The sequence below is a fragment of the Sutterella wadsworthensis 2_1_59BFAA genome (assembly GCF_000297775.1).
In the GTDB taxonomy this organism is placed as follows: domain Bacteria; phylum Pseudomonadota; class Gammaproteobacteria; order Burkholderiales; family Burkholderiaceae_F; genus Sutterella; species Sutterella wadsworthensis_A.
Genome location: NZ_JH815519.1, coordinates 51,027 through 68,579, shown reverse-complemented (window position 1 = coordinate 68,579; position 17,553 = coordinate 51,027). Strand labels below are relative to the sequence as shown.

16 protein-coding genes are annotated in these 17,553 nt (G+C 58.1%); 9 read left to right on the top strand and 7 right to left on the bottom strand.

The genetic code is table 11. The annotated features are described in order from the left end of the window. Both HMPREF9465_RS13765 and HMPREF9465_RS13470 read left to right on the top strand, forming a co-directional pair. Positions 1-208, top strand: a 208-nt coding sequence (locus tag HMPREF9465_RS13765; RefSeq protein ID WP_005436361.1) for an ISL3 family transposase, incomplete at its 5' end; no start/stop codon positions are given. 21 nt (positions 209-229) lie between these two features. After that, complete coding sequence (locus tag HMPREF9465_RS13470; protein ID WP_005436359.1) at positions 230-817, top strand: tail fiber assembly protein; 588 nt, start codon at positions 230-232, stop codon at positions 815-817. Between the two features lie 940 nt (positions 818-1,757). On the opposite strand, the gene HMPREF9465_RS12880 is transcribed toward HMPREF9465_RS13470, so the two are convergent. Further along, the gene (locus HMPREF9465_RS12880) at positions 1,758-2,147 is read right to left on the bottom strand and encodes a type II toxin-antitoxin system HicB family antitoxin (RefSeq protein WP_005436356.1); all 390 of its coding nucleotides are present in this window, start codon (positions 2,145-2,147) and stop codon (positions 1,758-1,760) included. A gap of 68 nt (positions 2,148-2,215) precedes the next feature. Continuing rightward, positions 2,216-2,389 (bottom strand): type II toxin-antitoxin system HicA family toxin, encoded by a 174-nt coding sequence (locus HMPREF9465_RS12875; protein WP_081579484.1) that lies wholly within the window; start codon positions 2,387-2,389, stop codon positions 2,216-2,218. Between the two features lie 66 nt (positions 2,390-2,455). Here HMPREF9465_RS12875 and HMPREF9465_RS09450 point away from each other — a divergent pair, with 66 nt between their 5' ends. Then, positions 2,456-2,902, top strand: a complete 447-nt coding sequence (locus HMPREF9465_RS09450; RefSeq protein WP_005436355.1) for a hypothetical protein — start codon at positions 2,456-2,458, stop codon at positions 2,900-2,902. Positions 2,903-3,546: 644 nt separating this feature from the next. Here HMPREF9465_RS09450 and HMPREF9465_RS09445 read toward each other — a convergent pair. From HMPREF9465_RS09445 to rbr, 4 genes are all read right to left on the bottom strand, one after another. Then, complete coding sequence (locus HMPREF9465_RS09445; RefSeq protein WP_147645323.1) at positions 3,547-4,428, bottom strand: IS3 family transposase; 882 nt, start codon at positions 4,426-4,428, stop codon at positions 3,547-3,549. Continuing rightward, on the bottom strand, positions 4,416-4,907 hold the full coding sequence (locus tag HMPREF9465_RS09440) for a helix-turn-helix domain-containing protein (protein WP_038007496.1): 492 nt from the start codon (positions 4,905-4,907) through the stop codon (positions 4,416-4,418). Before HMPREF9465_RS09440 ends, HMPREF9465_RS09445 begins: the two co-directional genes overlap by 13 nt. A 68-nt stretch (positions 4,908-4,975) precedes the next feature. Beyond that, entirely contained in the window at positions 4,976-6,160 is a 1,185-nt protein-coding gene (locus HMPREF9465_RS09435) for a tyrosine-type recombinase/integrase (RefSeq protein WP_005436352.1), read from the bottom strand. Positions 6,161-6,328: 168 nt separating this feature from the next. Next, positions 6,329-8,380, bottom strand: a complete 2,052-nt coding sequence (rbr, locus tag HMPREF9465_RS09430) for a rubrerythrin (protein ID WP_005436344.1) — start codon at positions 8,378-8,380, stop codon at positions 6,329-6,331. 524 nt (positions 8,381-8,904) lie between these two features. Between rbr and HMPREF9465_RS09425 the strand changes: the two genes are divergently transcribed. Beyond that, a complete protein-coding gene (locus tag HMPREF9465_RS09425; RefSeq protein ID WP_005436342.1) occupies positions 8,905-10,398 on the top strand; it encodes a C69 family dipeptidase in 1,494 nt (497 codons plus the stop codon). Between the two features lie 115 nt (positions 10,399-10,513). Here HMPREF9465_RS09425 and HMPREF9465_RS09420 read toward each other — a convergent pair whose 3' ends face one another. Further along, complete coding sequence (locus HMPREF9465_RS09420; protein ID WP_005436341.1) at positions 10,514-10,960, bottom strand: DUF3592 domain-containing protein; 447 nt, start codon at positions 10,958-10,960, stop codon at positions 10,514-10,516. A gap of 575 nt (positions 10,961-11,535) precedes the next feature. On the opposite strand from HMPREF9465_RS09420, the gene HMPREF9465_RS09415 reads away from it, so the two are divergent. The 5 genes from HMPREF9465_RS09415 to HMPREF9465_RS09395 all read left to right on the top strand — a co-directional run bounded on the left by HMPREF9465_RS09415 (position 11,536) and on the right by HMPREF9465_RS09395 (position 17,491). Beyond that, positions 11,536-12,294: an endonuclease gene (locus tag HMPREF9465_RS09415; RefSeq protein ID WP_005436339.1), complete on the top strand. Its 759-nt coding sequence runs from the start codon at positions 11,536-11,538 to the stop codon at positions 12,292-12,294. A gap of 531 nt (positions 12,295-12,825) precedes the next feature. Then, positions 12,826-14,370, top strand: a complete 1,545-nt coding sequence (locus HMPREF9465_RS09410) for a Na+/H+ antiporter NhaC family protein (protein WP_005436337.1) — start codon at positions 12,826-12,828, stop codon at positions 14,368-14,370. A 357-nt stretch (positions 14,371-14,727) separates the two neighbouring features. Then, positions 14,728-15,144: an asparaginase domain-containing protein gene (locus HMPREF9465_RS09405; RefSeq protein ID WP_005436335.1), complete on the top strand. Its 417-nt coding sequence runs from the start codon at positions 14,728-14,730 to the stop codon at positions 15,142-15,144. Positions 15,145-15,370: 226 nt separating this feature from the next. Further along, positions 15,371-16,690, top strand: a complete 1,320-nt coding sequence (locus HMPREF9465_RS09400) for an IS200/IS605 family accessory protein TnpB-related protein (RefSeq protein WP_005436333.1) — start codon at positions 15,371-15,373, stop codon at positions 16,688-16,690. A gap of 75 nt (positions 16,691-16,765) precedes the next feature. Then, positions 16,766-17,491, top strand: a complete 726-nt coding sequence (locus tag HMPREF9465_RS09395) for an asparaginase domain-containing protein (protein ID WP_081579483.1) — start codon at positions 16,766-16,768, stop codon at positions 17,489-17,491. The last annotated feature ends 62 nt before the right edge of the window (positions 17,492-17,553 follow it).

Sequence of the window (17,553 nt, the reverse complement as noted above, 5' to 3'; positions counted from 1 at the left end):
CAGGATCAAGCCCTTGGTAGATTTCGGCAAGAACCTCAGGGGCTATGTGCAGGGCATCATTGCAGCCGCGGACTTTAAGATCAACACCTCTGTACTTGAAGGTGTCAACAATAAAATCAAGCAAATTAAGCGACGAGCTTATGGCTTCCGAGACGATCTGTACTTTTTCTTAAAAGTCAAGGCCGCGTTCCACGGACTTCCGAGATGAACCTTTTTTTTAGGAGTCAGCATGACTACTTCCTTCAAGAAAGCGTACAAGTTCGACGCTTCTGGTTTCTTCGAGCACGAGCTGACCGTCCAGGTGATGGACGGTCAGCTCGTGCCGCCGTCCTGCACTCTCATCGCGCCTTTTGGCGATGAAGGCGAGGATGGCTCGAAGTTTTATCGCTTCACTGGCGATGCGTGGGCTGCTGAGCTAAAGCCGACGTGCGCTGCAGATCTCGTCGGTGTGGTGGTTTCTCATCATTCCCAGACGCCGCACGACATCGAAATGCGCTCGCTCATCCAGAAGTTTGCGCAGGAAGAGGGTTATCGCGAAAAGCGCGGCGAAGATCTTTCTTGGTCTGTCGAGAAGATTCCCGAAAAGACGCCCGAAGAGAAGCTTGCTGAAACTGAAGAAGAGGTTCGATCTAAGCGTGATCGCCTGATCGCGGATACGGACTACTTGCTGATGAATGACTATCCGGTCTCTAGTGAAGATCTTGAGTCTGTCAAGGCGTATCGCCAGGCACTGCGTGATGTCCCTCAACAGGACGGCTTCCCTTACGAAGTGGTGTGGCCAAAAGCTCCGGACGTATTTAAGGCCACGAATGAGTAGTTGCGGATTGATGAATGGAACGCAGATGCCCGTAGAGGACACTATGGGCATCTGTCAATGTCATTTTTCGAACGGTGATGGGGTTGAGAAGAGTTCTTCTAGAAATTGCTTCGATTTCTTACGGTTTGAGATGCCCATTTTGATGTCTGCATTTAGGCAGAACATGTTTGGATTGAATTTCTTGATTCTCTCTCGAATTTTGTCGCATTCGGTTCCTTCAAAAGAGTCAATGTCGCTCTTGAATAGGAAATTGAAATGCTTAACCCAGAAGGATGGCTTTTTTTGAAGTTCAACTTTGGCTCCCATTCCGTAGGCCATCTCTAGCTGAAAAATCAGGCGTTGGACTTCATCACCTGTTCTACTATCGTCTATTCGGCAGGCCGTGTTGCGTGCGCGCGAATTTTGGGTGGAAGCTGTGGGCGTCTCGCGACAAGGTTGCACAGTACGTCGGCATCGACTTCAACCCCGTGAAGGGCTTCGAGTTCTGAAGCACAAAAGGAAAAGCCGCTCGGTTGTGGCGACCGAACGGCTTTGGGGAGACCTTTTGAGACAGAGGTTCTATGGAGAGTATTTTATCAAACTTGATCGTCGCTTTGCGACTCGGAGAATTGATGATGGTCGAGAATTTGACGTGGCAGGCGATTGGGACTTACGCCGTGTTCTTTGGAATTGGTGGCGTAGCTATCGCGTGGGGGTTTGCTAAAACGGTAAAGGCGTGGAGGGATGCCTTGAAATGAAAAAGAACTATGAGGCAGTGGCCGTTGGCTTTTTAGCGGGCGTCTGGTTCAGCGCAGCCGTGGTGGCCTTGGTCGCATTGGTGTTGAAATGAGCGCCAACAGAAAAGGCTCCCAGATAGTTGGAAGCCTTTTCAGTGTTCTAAACGAAGGGGTTGAAACGAACCAACGGCAAGTGATTTTGCCGCAGACTCGAGTAGTCAATTTCAACCGTTTAGGGAATAGATTGTCTTTGCGAGAAATCCGGAGCGTGACTCACCAGATTTAGCGGCAAGAAGATCAAGACGTCGAAGGGCGCGAGAAGGAAGGCAGATATTCAGGCGTTCAGTCTTGTCGGACAGCTTGGACATATCAATGTCAACAAGCATCCAAGTGCAATCTTGATAGTCTTCGTCAGAAAGATAGTTTTCGATACAAGTGGGAGACGGAATGGCTCGACCGTCGTCAAGTTCGCACTCCATCCAACCAGATGCGGCGTCTTGAACCATTGTTTCAAGCTCTTCAATAGAGTCGGCTTCAGTGATGACGCCAGGGAGATCGGGGACTTCGGCGGAATAAGCTCCGTTTTCGACCCATACGGCCACTGGATACCTCATGATGATTACCTTTAGCGTAATAACGCAAAAAGGGAGAGGGGTGTACAGTCCCTCTCCCCGATCAACAATTACCTCAAAGACAAACCACTTTGTCGCTCTATGCTTTTAAGGGTTTTCATCGTCAGATCCTTTCGGGGATGCGGGACGGTGACGTGCCCTGGCTTTGTGGGATGCTTGAAAATGTGATGGCTACCAGTAATCCGTACCAGAACCCATCCGTTTTTCTTGAGGATGTTGATCACTTCTTGACTAGTCTATAGGTCGTGATCAACATTGTGTATATTACACAACTTTGACAGGAGAGTCAAGTGACAAAGCGGGAATTGGTTGCGGTACTCGCGATGGGCGTCGCTCTTTTTGTCGGTGGTTACCGATATGCAGCGGCCATCTACGGCGAGGACATCGCCGAACTGCGGGAGGACTATGCATCCCGCGCACAGCAACTTGAGGAGAAGTACCGTGAGAAAGAGAGAGCCACTGCGCAGAGCTTGGTTGACGCATGGGAGGCGCGCGATGCGGCACTTGCTCGCGCTAGTGACTTGTCTGGCGACCTTGACAGGGTGCGCCTCGAGGCCGACGCAGCCCGCCGTCGACTGTCCGGAACCACCTCAGATACCTGCAAGCTTGAAAGAGAGCGCCTTGCCAGATGCTCAGGCCTTGTCGTCAGAGGCGCAGAACTGGTTAAACGAGGCGTCGAGCTTTCTGAGCGGACTGCGATAGACAAGGACGCTCTGACAAAGATCGTCACTGAGTGACAAAGTTGTAGACGAATTTGGCCGAAAATTTAGACGAAGGGGTGGCGTCAAAATGGGTTGAAATCGCCCGCAATCGTTCTGCCCCAACAGTTTGAGAGGTGGCGTCAAAAAACTTAGTTAGACGAACCTTTAGCCGAAGACCAAGTTACCAACGCTGGTAAAATGGTCGTAACAACACCGCGCAAGCCTAGCCGGGGACAATCCGTCCCCGGGAAGCTCACTCCGCGCGGTTTCCTTTTTATTCGTAATTGATAGCCTGGGGCATCGGATCTAATTATGTAGAATTCTACGTAATTAGAAATTTCCGCCGCTCCGCGAGGCAAATTTATACGGGCTACGAGAGTATTGATGTTCGATCATATGGAGCGTCGAGAAATCCTGCCCCTGAAAACGCCCCGCCTACCATCATTGATCTGGACCCCGAAACTTGGACTACAAAATAAACTCCAAGTTGAGTGCGGCCGATTTTAACGCTCGCCGCTTGGCATAGCCGGGACAAGCAAGTCCCGGCTACGCCGATAGCGTATTTTATCTGGGGCGCGTCAAGGGACGACCGAACAACTTAGATCCTCCCAAAGGGCCCCTCCAACTTCTTCGGTCAACCCTTGACCCGACTCATCGCTCTCAGACCGCTGAGAACGCTCTTATTCCGCTTTAACATAACGCTGACGGTACTCGGATGGTGCGTATCCATCCAAACGCTCCTGAGGTCTCTTCGTGTTCCAATGGGCGATATAAGCCGTCAGATCGCTCTTGAAGGCGTCAAAGCTATCCCAGCACTGCCCCCTGAAGAACTCGTCCTTCATATGGCCAAATGCCTGCTCTGTTGCCGCATTGTCCAAACAGTTACCCCTGCGAGACATGCTTCGCGTGACGTTGTGCTCCTTGGTCCATTTAATCCAATCAGGATTCTGATATTGCCATCCCATATCGCTGTGAAGGATGGGACTAGCCCCAAGGGGTAACGCCTTCACCAACGCGTCGAACATCTCTTCTTGCTGATCCATGTTGGGCGATCGACTGATGGAGAAAGCCAGAATCTCATTGGAGTAAAAGTCAACGACCTGAGCGAGGTATACCTTACCGAAGGACAAAGCGAACTCTGTCACATCGGTACCGATCTTCGTGAAGGGGCAGGCTGTTTTGAAATCGCGTGCCAAGAGATTGGGAACGGTACGATTGTCGCCTTTATAAGAGCTGTACTTTCTAAACCCCTGTCGCCTAATCTTACAGATCAACCCCAATTCTCGCATTACCTTCAATACCGTCTTTTTCGCGATGACGATGTTGAACTCACGACGTAAACGCATGAAGATCTGGCGATGGCCGCAACCATTTGACGTGCGGTTGAAGATTTCCTTGACCTTCTCATGAACGTCCGGGCGTGTAGCTGCCTTCGGATGTTTACGGGCATAGTAGTAGCTCGACCGGGGCAACCCAATGATCTTCAACAGAAGATCAAGCTCATGTTGCCCTGAAAGAGAATAAACGATCTCTGCTTTCTCTCGATTGCTCAGTTTTGCCAATCTTTCAGGGCCGCGACTTTTTTTAAGATGGCATTCTCCGCTTCAAGTTGCTTGATACGAAGTTCCAGCTTCTCCATGGGGGTCAACTCTTGCGCGGGCTTCTGCTTGGCCCCTAACTGACGTCCCCTTTTCTTCGGTTGCAGACCTGCTTCGCCATGTTCACTATAAATCTTGCACCAACGTCGAAGAAGCTTGGGAGCAACGCCATATGCAGCCAAGATGTCTTGGTACGAGACCTGATCTTCAACGCGAGCTTTGACTGCTGCCAGCTTGGTTTCGTAGGAATATGTCGTTTTGACGGTATGTGACATTAGAAATCGAGAAACGCCCAAAATACGAATTGTAGCGCGCCAATCCCTAAGATCATGCTCATCCAGCCCAAGCTGGGTCATTATCTCTTGATAGCTTGCGCCATCCTCATAGAGCTCGAGAAACCTCAGCTTTCTAGCTTCAACTGTTCCCTTCCATTTATGTCCCATACAGATGGTCCCCAATTCTTTGTCCAAGAATCGGGGACCACATCATCATCGGTAGGTGGGGCGTTTTTCTATTTGTGGTCGCTCAGCAGGCTCATCGGCAGGATCGCATCTGCCCATTGCTGCATGACGGGTCGTCTGCGCTCAAGCAAGTCGTCTCTCTGATATGCGGCCTGCACTGACTTGAGCGAGTGCATAAGGCACTTTTCTGCCACTGCGGTGTCGATGCCTTCGCGCGCGCACCAGTCGCGAAATGTAGACCTGCAGCCATGCATTGTTGCCGTGCTGCCAGAGGCGTACTGCACCATTGTCGAGACATAGTAGCGAGCCACTGAGCGATTGTTGTAGTAGCTGCCCGAAAAGATGTACTCGCTCTCTGGCGTAATGCGCTTGAGCAACGCGATCGCTTGGTCAGACAGTGGGACGCGGAATGGCTCGGGCTTGCGGTCTTTCCTTCGTTCGGGCGGAACAGTCCAGACCTTATGCTCAAAGTCGATCTCGGACCATTTTGCGTCATTGAACTCAGCTTGTCGCGTGGCGGTGAGGACGCCGAAGACGAAAGCATTGTGCACGGGCCTGTCGACACGAAGACTCGCCTTCAGCTGATCGGCGAGCGCCTCGATGGTGTAGGCCTTCTGATGTTCGCGCCTATGGACCCTCGCCGGCGGCGGGAAGTACGCCTCCAGATTCCCTTTCCATGTGGCGGGATTCTCGCCAATGTAGACGCCTTCACGCTTCGCGAGCGTGAAGATCGCTTCCAGTTGTCCACGGATCCTCGATGCGATTCTCGTCTTCTTTTCCCACAGTGGGTCTAGCACTTCGCAGATGTCCTGCACCGTGATGTCTGCGACTAGTTTGTGCCTGAGCACTGGCAGGATGTGATTCTTCATCGGTCCTCGCCAAGACACCTTGGTCGCTTCGGACAGGTGCTTGAGCTCGAAGATCGTTTCGAGCGCGTGCTCCGCGTAACTTGCAAAGTCGAGCGCTCGCCTGGCGTGCTCGGCGCGATGCTCTGCTCTGACATCTAAAGGGTCGATGCCGCGCGCGAGCAGGGCGCGACACTTGGCAGCTTCTTGCTTGGCGGCCGTGACGGTGACGGTGGGGTGACTGCCGAGCGACAGATCTCGCCGGCGGCCCGCAAACTGGTAGCGAAAGATGAAGGACGCCTTGCTTTTCGTAACTCGGACTTGGAGATTCGTTTCGATCGTGTACCTGCCGTCCGGCAGCAGGCCGATGTTTTTTGAGGTGACTTGCATTTTGCGAAGTGAGGGAGAGAATATGAAGCCCTTCTATTTTGTCCCTCAGTCAAATCCGTAGTTTGCAAGCAAATGAGCGGTGCGCAGAAAGTAAAAACCCCGCAAGATGACTGTGGCGCAGTCAATCTTACGGGGTCTTCAAGTATTTAGCTGTTAGTTAGCCAGTCATCAGTAGTTTTCAGCGCGCACTTCGAAATAGGCCTGGCTGTAACCGCAGACGGGGCAGACTTCAGGGGCCTTCGTGCCGACGACGAGGTGGCCGCAGATGCGGCATTCCCACATGCATTCGCCGGCCTTTTCGAAGACCTGCTGCATCTCAACGTTCTTGAGGAGCTTGAGGTAGCGTTCCTCGTGGGCGCGTTCGATGGCGCCGACGGCGCGGAACTTGGCGGCGAGTTCGGGGAAGCCTTCCTCTTCGGCGTCCTTGGCGAACTGGACGTACATGTCGGTCCATTCGTAGTTTTCGCCTTCAGCGGCGGCCTTGAGGTTGGCGGCCGTGGACTGGATGCCGCCGAGGGCGGAGAACCACAGGCGGGCGTGTTCCTGTTCGTTGCGGGCCGTCGTCAGGAAGATTTCGGCGAGCTGCTCGTAGCCTTCACGCTTGGCGACTTCGGCGAAGTACGTGTACTTGTTGCGGGCCTGGCTTTCGCCTGCGAAGGCGGCCTGGAGGTTCTTTTCGGTCTTGGTGCCGGCGAGGGTCTTTTCGCCGGTGGCGGCGGGCTTTTCCTCAACCTTTTCGAAGACCTCGACGCCCTTGTGGCAGAGCGGGCAGATGTAGTCGGCGGGCAGTTCGTCGCCTTCGTAGATGTAGCCGCAGACTTTGCAACGGTAAGACATTTTCTTTTCTCCTAAATCCGACCGGCGGTCGGTGTAGTTGGTGTGAAGCAATTCCTCGGCGAGCTCGCTGAGCGGTTCGCCGTAGAAGTCACGGTAAAGGGCCTTGATTTCCTCGTTTTCGTCGCTCGTGCGGCAGTCCATCTCCTCATCGCGCTTGTAGAGGCTCGCAATGCGGGCCTCGCGAAGCACGTCGGCCTTGTTGCCGAAGGCGGAGGGCTGGCCGCCGCCGGAGATGCAGCCGCCGGGGCAGGACATCACCTCGACGAAGTGATAGGGCTTGTCCGTCTCGCTCGCGTTGAGGCGGCGGATGAACTCGCCTGCGGAGGCGGTGCCGTAGATGACGGCGACGTTGATGTCGTTGCCGGCGATCGTGACGGTGGCCTCCTTGACGTCCTGAAGGCCGCGGACGGGGGTCAGGTGATAGAGCTCGGCGGGGGCGGTCTCGCCCGTCAGGTGGCGGTAGGCGGTGCGAAGCGCAGCCTCCATGACTCCGCCCGTGTTGCCGAAGATGACGCCCGCGCCGGAGCCTTCGCCCATCAGGCGGTCAAAGGCGCCCTCGGGGAGCTCGGCAAAATTGATGCGGGCGGCCTTGGCCCAGTCGGCGAGCTCGACGGTCGTGATGACGTAGTCGGTGTCGCGCATGGCGGGATCGCCGAGCAGGCGGCCCGCGGCGTTCATCTCCTCGCGCAGGATCTCGGCCTTCTTGGCCGTGCAGGGCGTCACCGCCACGTGCACGATGCGCTTTGGGTCGAGGTTCATCTTCTTCGCGAAGTAGGTCTTGACGGTCGGACCCTGCATGCCGATGGGGCTCTTCGCGGAGGAGATGTGCGGAATCATTTCGGGATGGAAGGTCTCGCAGTAGCGGACCCAGGCGGGGCAGCAGCTCGTGAACTGGGGCAGCGGACCCTTGGCGTTGGTGATGCGCTCGATGAGCTCGGCAGCCTCCTCGCAGATCGTAAGGTCGGCGGCGAAGTTCGTGTCGAGGACGTAGTCGCCGCCGAGGCGGCGAAGGAGCTCGACCATCTGTCCCTCGACGAAGGCGCCGTCGGCCATGCCGAAGGCGTCGCCGAGCGCCACGCGCACCGACGGGCTCGTCGAGAAGATCACGATCTTGTCGGGATCAGCGACGGCCTTCCTGACGGCGTCGCAGGAGGACTTGATCTGAAGGGAGTTGGTCGGGCAGACGGGAATGCACTGTCCGCAGTGGATGCAGACGGATCGTCCGCCCGTCTTGGCAAGATCGTAGGCGTTGTTGACGCCGACATACTCGTTGCAGATGCCGGCGCAGAGGCGGCATTCAACGCAGAGATCCTCGTCGCGGACAATGGCGGGATTGTTCTCGTCGATGGCGACGCGAACCTCCTGCCGAATGTGCTTGGACATACGCTCTCCTAAACTGGGTGGTCTGAATGGGGTGTTCCGCAACCGCCGGGGGAGCGGACCTGGAACGGGCATCCTCATTGTAGCCCGTCGCGTTCCCGACTGCGGCGCGGTTTTCCCGAAGCGGCGGCTGCGCGGAACGATGATGCATTTCCATCCTGCGTGAGCCGGAGCGGGTTTTCGCTAGGTGGGGATGCCGTTTACCCTGAGAACGATTGCGAGCGTGAGATCAATTCAACTAAGATGATCTGCCTAGACGACAGACAGACCGACGGTTCGACGAACGGTCCGCGTCCCGTAGCCGTCGCACCTTCGCAGGCGTCCGCCGCCACATATATATAGAGGCGGATGCAGCGCGCCCCGTCAGAGGACAGGGCGCGCGGCCCCATGCATATTCCGAACCGCCGGACGTCGCACGGGGCTTGAACACGAAGGAGCGGGCGCCCGATGCAGACGGTTCACCCACAGCCCCGCCCATCCCTTTTGACCACTCGGGCGGGACTACGTGAAACATGAGGAGACCAGCCATGTTCTTTCGCAAGCTTGCCCTGACGCTCGCCGTCACGACCGCGCTTTCCGCCTCCGCCCTCGCCTGTACCACGGTCGTGGTGGGTGAAGGCGCCACCGCCGACGGTTCCTTCCTCGTCGCGCGTGCGGCCGACAGCAGCGCCCTCAAGGCTCAGCACTTCGTCATTCATCCGGCCAAGAAGAACCAGTCCGGCATGTACCGCACCAAGGACCATGACGGTGCGACGAACTTCGAATATCCGCTCCCCAAGGAGAGCATGCGCTACACGACGGTGCCCAACTGGAAGACCCAGCTGCACGGCGCCGTGGGCTTCAATGAAGCCGGCGTCGGCATCTCCGGCACGGAATCGATCTTCGCCCGCGACGACGCCCTGAAGCTTGACCCGTACAACGAAGAGACCGGCATCACCGAAGACGACATCCATGACGTCGTCCTGCCGCGTGCCAAGACCGCCCGCGAAGGCATCGAGATCCTCGGCTCCATCGTCGAGACGATCGGCGCCGGCGAAGGCTTCGGCGTGGTGTTCGTCGACCAGAAGGAAGTCTGGTACTTCGAAACCGGCACGGGCCACCAGTGGATGGCTCACCGCACCCCGAAGGACACGTACTTCGCCTCCGGCAACCAGGGCCGCCTGCAGCAGTACGACGCCAAGAGCGCCGACTTCATGGCCTCCAAGACCCTCGTGAGCTGGGCTGAAAAGAACGGCTTCTACGATCCGAAGAAGGACGGCGAGTTCAACTTCTCGAAGGCCTACTGCCGTGACGACGCCCGCGACCGCGTCTACAACGACCCGCGCGTCTGGCAGATTCAGAAGCTCTTCAACCCGAGCCTCGAACAGAAGCCCGACGAAGGCCGTACGTACCCGGTCTACCTCAAGCCCGAAAAGAAGCTCACCGTCGACGACATGAAGACGATGCTTCGCAACCACTACGAGGGCACGGACCACGATCCGTACAGCCCCGTCCTCAACGGCAACGAACCGTGGCGTCCGATCAGCGTGTTCCGCACGTATGAATCCCACGTCATGCACGTCCGTCCGTGGCTGCCGAAGGAAATCGGCGAAGTCGCCTACGTGGGCATCGGCATGGCCGACCTCTCCTGCTACGTTCCGTACTACCACGGCCTCGAATCCTACCCGGCCCACTACGGCATGGGCACGGACAAGGCCGACAGCAAGTCGATCTACTGGAAGTACCGCAAGCTCCAGACGCTCGTCATGACGGACTACCAGAAGCTCGCCCCGGTCGTGAAGGCTGCCTACAAGACGTTTGAAGCCGACACCGCCAAGGCCCAGGCCGACATGGAAAAGAAGTACATGGAAGTCGTGAAGAAGGACCCGAAGGCCGCCAGCAAGCTCCTCAACGAGTTCAACCTCAAGGTCATGAACGACGCCGAGGCGCTCACGGAGGACCTGACGAACCAGGTCTTCACGATCCGCACGACGGACATCCAGGCCGCCAACTTCTTCGCCAACAACAAGCGCAAGGACTAAGCGAGACCATCTGAGCCGCCTGCGCCTCGCCTGAGGCGCGGACGGCGTCGGATGAAACAAAATGGCCCCGCAGGACATCAAGCCTGCGTGGCCATTTTGTTTTGTGCGGTGCAAGTCAGAGGAGCTTCACGATCGTCCAGCGCGCGCCGAAGGCGAGAAGCGCCAGACCCGCGATGATGAGGATCGGCCCCTGAATGCCGAGCGGACTGCCGTTGACGGGAGCGGCCACCGAGGGATCGTCGTGGCGGTAGCGGATCTCGATCGGGTCGCCGGGGCTGCCGCGGGCCTCGTCGTCGTTCTTCTCGGGCAGACGAGCCTCGACCTTGCTGCCGTCCCAGGCCGTGAACGAGACGACCTCGGTGTAGTAGTGCACGATCGCAGGCGCATCGTCCTTCCTGACGTGGGCCTCGCGAACCTCGACGCGCTCGATCGTCGCGGTCGTCTGCTCGCCGCTCGTCTTGAGCGTCCAGGCGGTGGAGGTGAGCTTCACGCCCGCGTAGAGGAAGGCGGAGCCGGCAAGGAGCAGCGCGGCGGCGAAGATCCAGGGAAAAATCTCTTTCATGACTGAGTCCCAAAATGTCACCGCAGGGCGCGGTACCTGAGGCTACTTTAGCAACTTTCAGAAGGGGTGGAGCCGCAGGACGGTGCGGGCGGATGCGTCCCGCGCAAAAAGAGAAGCCCGCCCAGCATCGCTGCTGGGCGGGCTGTCCTCAGACCCATCAAAACACGATCTCGAACGCAGGAGAAAGAACGTTCGGTTTGTTCGAGGCGGTGCTCATCCGCCTGCCACTCAGCGCGACCCCTCACGCTGTTTTGCAGTGGAACCGTGTTTCGTTGAAATGAACTATATCGAACCTGAGAATCGTTCGCAAGGCAAATACCCGAGTAAATGACTCGGGTATTGTAAGAAAGTTTTTCCAAGGGTTTGCCCTGAGGCGGCGTTTCTTAAGAAAGCGGGCTGAACGCCTGCAGCACAGTCGTTTTGGATTAAGTCGGGCGGCAAGATGCCGCAACATTTGCGAGGGGAATTCTGAGGGCGGGAGGCGGTCGGATGGGGAGAAAAGGGGGCGCGAGCTGCGGACAATCTCGGTATGATGGACGGACATTGAGAGAACCCGAAATGGGAAGGAGACATAAATGACTCTTGTCCGCACCGCGGCCGCCCTGATGGCCGCCACGTTCGCCCTCGGCGCCCTCGCTGCGGGAAACACCACGAACGAAGACTTCCGTGACTCGAAGAAGATGCTCGAGCGCAAGGTCTACTTCGACCATCGCGTGACGCTCTACTGCGGCTACGCCTTCGACAAGCAGAAGAACGTCAGTCTGCCTGCGGGCTTCGTCGCGCCCCAGCACAAGGAGCGCGCGGGCCGCGTCGAGTGGGAGCACGTCGTGCCCGCCGAGAACTTCGGCCGCGCCTTCAAGGAGTGGCGCGAAGGGGACGGTCGCTGCACGAATGAAAAGGGCCACTTCTACAAGGGCCGTCGCTGCGCCGAGAAGATGTCTGCCGAATACCGCCTGATGCAGGCCGACATGTACAACCTGTTCCCCGCCGTCGGCGCCGTCAACGCCATCCGCTCGAACTACAACTACGAGCTCCTGCCCGGCGTGCCCAACACCTTCGGCACCTGCGAGATGAAGATCGACGGCCGCCGCGCCGAGCCGCCCGAGCGCTCCCGCGGCGAGATCGCCCGCGCCATGCTCTACATGGAGGGCGCCTATGCACCCGTCTTCCGCATGAGCGACCGCCAGCGCCGCCTCGCCCAGAACTGGAACGAGCAGCATCCTGTCGTGCAGTGGGAGTGCACCCGCGCCGCACGCATCGAGAAGCTCCAGGGCAATGTCAACCCCGTCGTGAAGGACGCCTGCCTGAAGGCTGGTCTGACCTATCGCCCCTAATGGCTGAATCCGGCCTCGCCCGAGGCCGGGATCCTGCCCGATCCTTCAAAAGGGAGTTGAGCTCGCGCTCGGCTCCTTTTTTCGCATCCGTTCCTCTGACGGGTGACGGTTCCGGGAGGTGACGCATCGGCAGCCTCATGGATGCCGGCGGACAGTTCGCCGCGAGACGTCACCGCCTCGCGTTCCATTCGGGCTGAGGGACGCCCGCGCCGTCTGAAAACGCCAGGGTTAACCCGGGTCTCTTGGGGTCGTCATCTAGGCACTTACGCCAATGCAGGTTGAGCAATGCGGTGTTGCGGCGCTTTTTCCCGTTGAAGTCTGTTACGCCTTGCTACACTTCGCATCAGCCTAAAATCCGCCACTACGTCCTCGCGGGACCGACACCTGCGGGGAAGAGGATTGAAGGACTTACAACCCAATGACAAACAGCGGCATCAGCTGCCTGCGTGCGGTCAAAGAGAGGCGCATGCGGGCCGCAGGGCTCCGGGACAGGGGGTCCTGCCGCACGAAAACCAAAGGACAGCGATTCTCATGGAACCGTTTAACGCCGGATGGCTTTCGATCGTCCCGCCGATCGTGGCCATTGCTCTTGCGCTCATTACGAAGGAGGTTCTCTCCTCCCTCGTTCTGGGCATTCTGACGGGTACCCTCATTTATACGATCGGCATGGACGGCAACGTCCTGATGGGCACGCTTGAAAGCGCGTTCACCGTGATGGGCAACAAGGTCGACTTCAACATCCTGATCTTCTGCTCGCTTCTCGGCGCCCTCGTCTACGTCGTCGCCATGTCGGGCGGCACGAAAGCCTACGGCAACTGGGCCGTCAAGCGCATCAAGGGCCGCAAGAGCGCCCTGGCAGCCACCACGGGGCTCGGCGCGCTCATCTTCATCGACGACTACTTCAACTGCCTCACGGTGGGCACGGTGATGCGTCCGATCTGCGACCGCTACAACATCGCCCGTGCGAAGCTCGCCTACATCATCGACTCGACGGCCGCTCCGGTGTGCATCATCGCGCCCGTTTCGAGCTGGGCCGCCGCCGTCGGCTCCTCACTGCAGGGCTCCACGGCCTTCGAAAGCGACATGGCCGCGTTCATCGCCACGATTCCCTGGAACTTCTACGCGCTGCTCTGCCTGCTGCTCATCGTCTTCATCGTCGTGACCGACTTCGACTTCGGCCCGATGCGCAAGAGCGAGGAGCGCGCCGCCAAGGGGGAACAGTTCACGTCGACCGCCGCTACGTCCTCCGCCGAGCCGCCCAACGCCAATCCGCACGGCACGCTCTGGGACATGCTCGTGCCCATCGCCTCCCTGATCGTCTTCTGCGTGCTCGCGCTGATGTACTCGGGCGGCTACTGGGGCGCTGATCCGAAGTACCACACCTTCGCCTCCGCGCTGGGCAACTCCTCCGCCGCGCCGTCCCTCGTCTGGGCCTCCTTCGGCGCCGTCGGCATTGCCTTCCTGATGTACGTCCCGCGCGGTCTCGTGCCGTTCACGGACTTCATGAGCGGCCTCGTCGAAGGCATGAAGCTCATGCTTCCGGCCAACATCATCCTGGTGCTCGCCTGGACGCTCTCCGGCGTCTGCCGCGACCTTCTCCAGACCCCGCTCTTCGTGCAGTCCATCGTGACCTCGGGCGGCGCCGAGTGGTCGATCTTCCTGCCGGCCGTGATCTTCGTGATCGCCGCCTTCCTGTCCTTCTCTACGGGCACGGCCTGGGGCACGTTTGGCATCCTGATCCCGATCGTGGTGCCGGTTGTCGAGGCCATCGATCCGGGCCTCACCGTCGTCGCGCTCTCCGCCACGCTCGCGGGCTCCGTCTTCGGCGACCACTGCTCGCCCATTTCGGACACGACGATTCTCTCGTCGGCAGGCTCGGGATGCAACCACATCGAGCACGTCTCGACCCAGATGCCCTACAGCCTCACGGTGGCGTTCTCCGCCTGCCTGGGCTACGTGGTCGCGGGCCTGACGGGCGGCAACTGGATCCTCTCGATTACGACCGCCGTCGTTGCGCTCATCGGCACCGTCCTGCTGCTTCACTTCTGGAACAGCCGCAGGACCGCCGCGACCTGATCCGCAGCGTCCTTTGATTGAAAACCGGCGCCTTCGCACCCTGAAGGCGCCGTTTTTTTTGCATTCGGGGCGGGTGATCACGCTCTGTTGTCAAGCCGAAAGGCTGTGAAAGCCGCTTTGCGGCCACAGGAGGAGACTTCATCTGTCGCCTTAAGGCGTCGCCTGCTCATTTCTCCTTGTTCGTCAGGTGATTGGCGGGGGTGCTATTCGGGTTCTCCCTCGGCGTCGTCGAGGTTTGTCCTCTAGGGTGTGCACGGGCTCGTTTGGCAAAATGAATCGTCCGTCGCGCTCCGACAAGGGCGCGGACATGACCCGGGACCGCAGAGTCCGGATGTTGACCCAAACCAAAGGACAGACATGAACTTCAAGAAGACGCTTCTCGCCGTCGCGCTCACGCTTTCCGCAGGCTTTGCCATGGCCGCCGACCTTCCGCAGGTCGCGATCCTCGCCACGGGCGGCACGATTGCCGGCACCGCCGCCTCCGCCACGCAGACCACGGGCTACAAGGCGGGCGACCTGGCCATCCAGACGCTGATCGACGCTGTTCCGCAGATCAAGGACTACGCGACGGTGACGGGCGAGCAGATCGTGAAGATCTCGTCCAACAACCTGACCGACCAGGTCCTCCTGACGCTAGCCAGGCGCTGCAACGAGCTTCTCGCCGATCCGAAGGTGAGCGGCATCGTCATCACGCACGGTACGGACACGCTTGAACGGATTCCCCGCGCATTCCCCATCCATGTGGCACACATGGGTGGGGTCAAGCGGGGCTGACGAAGTCAGTCCATCTCAAGTTATTCAAGATGATCCAGTGGATAAGTTCTTAAATCCCTTCTTGCACAGGGATTAAGCAGTAAAACGAGCGCAAAATCACAGGATCATTTTGCGATTCTGATGCAGCACTTTTGCTTGTACTCATAAAATTGTCGATTAACCGTGTCAGGTTGTGTGATGCTTGATACCATACGGAGTATTCCCGCCAACCCATCGCCATGCAACGATGAAGATCACGTTCACTTACTCCGTGCGTTTGCGCAACTTCAACCGCGTCTTTGACGACACGGTTGAGGTGTATCGCCACGCCGTGGATTACTTCATTGAACTCGTGATTGCGAATTGGAATACTCACTTCGCCAATCTCAGTCGTGCCAACGATTGCATTCGTGTTGCCGAAGGTCTGAGCGTTCGTACGAAAAAGCGTCTGATGACGCCTTACAACTTCTGCCACGACTTCATGAAATTTCCGAGCTACCTTCGCCGAGCCGCCATCATGGCGGCATACGGACAGGTGTCGTCGTATCAAACGCGTCTGGCTCAATGGAAAGCGAAGCCGGGGCAAAAGGGTCGGCAGCCCGGTCTGCCGAAGGCCGGCAGAAGCTTTCCGGTCATGTACCGCGACAATACGTTCATCAGAGCCGGACGCAACAGCGTGAAACTCAAAGTTCGCATTCGCAATACTTGGGACTGGGTTGATGTCGAGCTCGATAAGCACGATGTTGATTACATTGCACTTCATTGCGCTGCTCGCAACGAATTGTCGCCGGCATTGAGAAAGCGCGGGAAGAAATGGTATCTGGACTTCTCCTTTGAGGAGAAGGTTATTCTGGATAAGGTGTCTCTTGACACGCAGCGCGTCCTGGGCGTTGATCTTGGGATCAACAATGCATGCGTGTGCTCGGTCATGGATTCAAAGGGCACTATCATCGGCAGACGTTTTAAGAAGCTGCCGGTAGAGCAAGACTCTTTGGAACGTGCCTTGCGGCGCATCAGGAAAGCTCAAAGCAACGGCGCAAAACGCATGCCGAGGCTTTGGGCGAGAGCAAAGGGGGTCAACAAGGACATCGCCGTCAAGACGGCAGGCTTCATCATGACGGTTGCAAACGAGTTTAAGGTCGACGTCATCGTCATGGAACACCTTGATCTCGCCGGGCGCAAATGTGGCTCCAAGCGTCAGCGGCTTCATCACTGGCGTGCCAAGTATGTCCAGCAGATCGTGGAGCACCAGGCACATCGTTGCGGTACTCGCATTCGTCGCGTGTGTTCTTGGAATACATCGAAGCTGGCCTTTGACGGAACCGGTGACGTTACGAGAGACACGGACAACTACAGCATGTGTACGTTCCAGACGGGGAAGCGCTATTCGTGCGACCTGTCAGCTTCGTACAACATCGGAGCTCGGTACTTCCTCAGGGAGTACGAGAAGTCCATTTCGGCAACGAGATGGCGGTGCATTGCGGCTAAAGTTCCGTCATGTGCCAAGAGGATCACACGCACCCTGGACACTCTCATTCGGGTTAACGCGGAGCTGCGCTCCATGTGAGCGCAGATTTCTGAGTTTGCCCGCTATCTGTGCTCAGGCAGTCCTTGCTGGTAAAAGGCAGGGAAGCCCCGTCCAATTAATAATTGGGCGGGGAGGATTCACGAGACCGCTTTCTTTCTCGACCTCACGGTCAAGAGCAAGAAGCCCGTGGTGGTGATCGGCGCCATGCGTCCCGCCACGGCCATTTCGGCCGACGGTCCGATGAACCTTCTCAACGCCGTCAAGCTCGCCGCCGACTCGAAGGCGCAGGGCCGTGGCGTGCTCGTGGCCCTCAACGACCAGATCTCATCCGGCCGCGACGTCACGAAGTCCAATACGACGAACGTCGCCACATTCAAGTCGCCCGACCTGGGCTACCTCGGCTACATCGCCGGCGGCAAGAACTACTTCCTGCGCAACCCCGCCATGCGTCACACGCACCAGAGCGAATTCGATGTCTCGAAGCTTGACAAGTTGCCGCGCGTCGACATCCTCTACACGCACGCCAGCGACGACCGCGTCCTTGCCGACGCCGCCATCGCCGCGGGTGCCAAGGGCATCGTGCACGCCGGTTCCGGCAATGGTTCCGTTCACGGCCAGACCGAGCCCGCGCTTGCCGAAGCCGTCCAGAAGGGCATCGCCGTGGTGCTCTCCTCCCGCACGGGCTCCGGCGTGGTCTGCCCGAACGTGGAGCAGTACAACAAGGCCGGCTTCATTGAAGGCCGCACGCTCAATCCCCAGAAGGCCCGTCTCCTTCTCCAGCTCGCTCTGACGAAGACGAACGATCCGAAGGAAATCGCCCGCATGTTCGAGGAATACTGATCCTTTCCCGAACCCGCCGGCATGACGCCGCCCGCAGGGTGAAAACCTCCTGAAGGCGGCTT

Excerpts from the sequence above, each read along its gene's own strand:
- HMPREF9465_RS13470 (WP_005436359.1), top strand. The coding sequence starts at position 230 with ATGACTACTTCCTTCAAGAAAGCGTACAAGTTCGACGCTTCTGGTTTC.
- HMPREF9465_RS12880 (WP_005436356.1), bottom strand. The coding sequence starts at position 2,147 with ATGAGGTATCCAGTGGCCGTATGGGTCGAAAACGGAGCTTATTCCGCC.
- HMPREF9465_RS09440 (WP_038007496.1), bottom strand. The coding sequence starts at position 4,907 with ATGGGACATAAATGGAAGGGAACAGTTGAAGCTAGAAAGCTGAGGTTT.
- HMPREF9465_RS09435 (WP_005436352.1), bottom strand. The coding sequence starts at position 6,160 with ATGCAAGTCACCTCAAAAAACATCGGCCTGCTGCCGGACGGCAGGTAC.
- rbr (WP_005436344.1), bottom strand. The coding sequence starts at position 8,380 with ATGTCCAAGCACATTCGGCAGGAGGTTCGCGTCGCCATCGACGAGAAC.
- HMPREF9465_RS09425 (WP_005436342.1), top strand. The coding sequence starts at position 8,905 with ATGTTCTTTCGCAAGCTTGCCCTGACGCTCGCCGTCACGACCGCGCTT.
- HMPREF9465_RS09420 (WP_005436341.1), bottom strand. The coding sequence starts at position 10,960 with ATGAAAGAGATTTTTCCCTGGATCTTCGCCGCCGCGCTGCTCCTTGCC.
- HMPREF9465_RS09415 (WP_005436339.1), top strand. The coding sequence starts at position 11,536 with ATGACTCTTGTCCGCACCGCGGCCGCCCTGATGGCCGCCACGTTCGCC.
- HMPREF9465_RS09410 (WP_005436337.1), top strand. The coding sequence starts at position 12,826 with ATGGAACCGTTTAACGCCGGATGGCTTTCGATCGTCCCGCCGATCGTG.
- HMPREF9465_RS09405 (WP_005436335.1), top strand. The coding sequence starts at position 14,728 with ATGAACTTCAAGAAGACGCTTCTCGCCGTCGCGCTCACGCTTTCCGCA.
- HMPREF9465_RS09400 (WP_005436333.1), top strand. The coding sequence starts at position 15,371 with ATGAAGATCACGTTCACTTACTCCGTGCGTTTGCGCAACTTCAACCGC.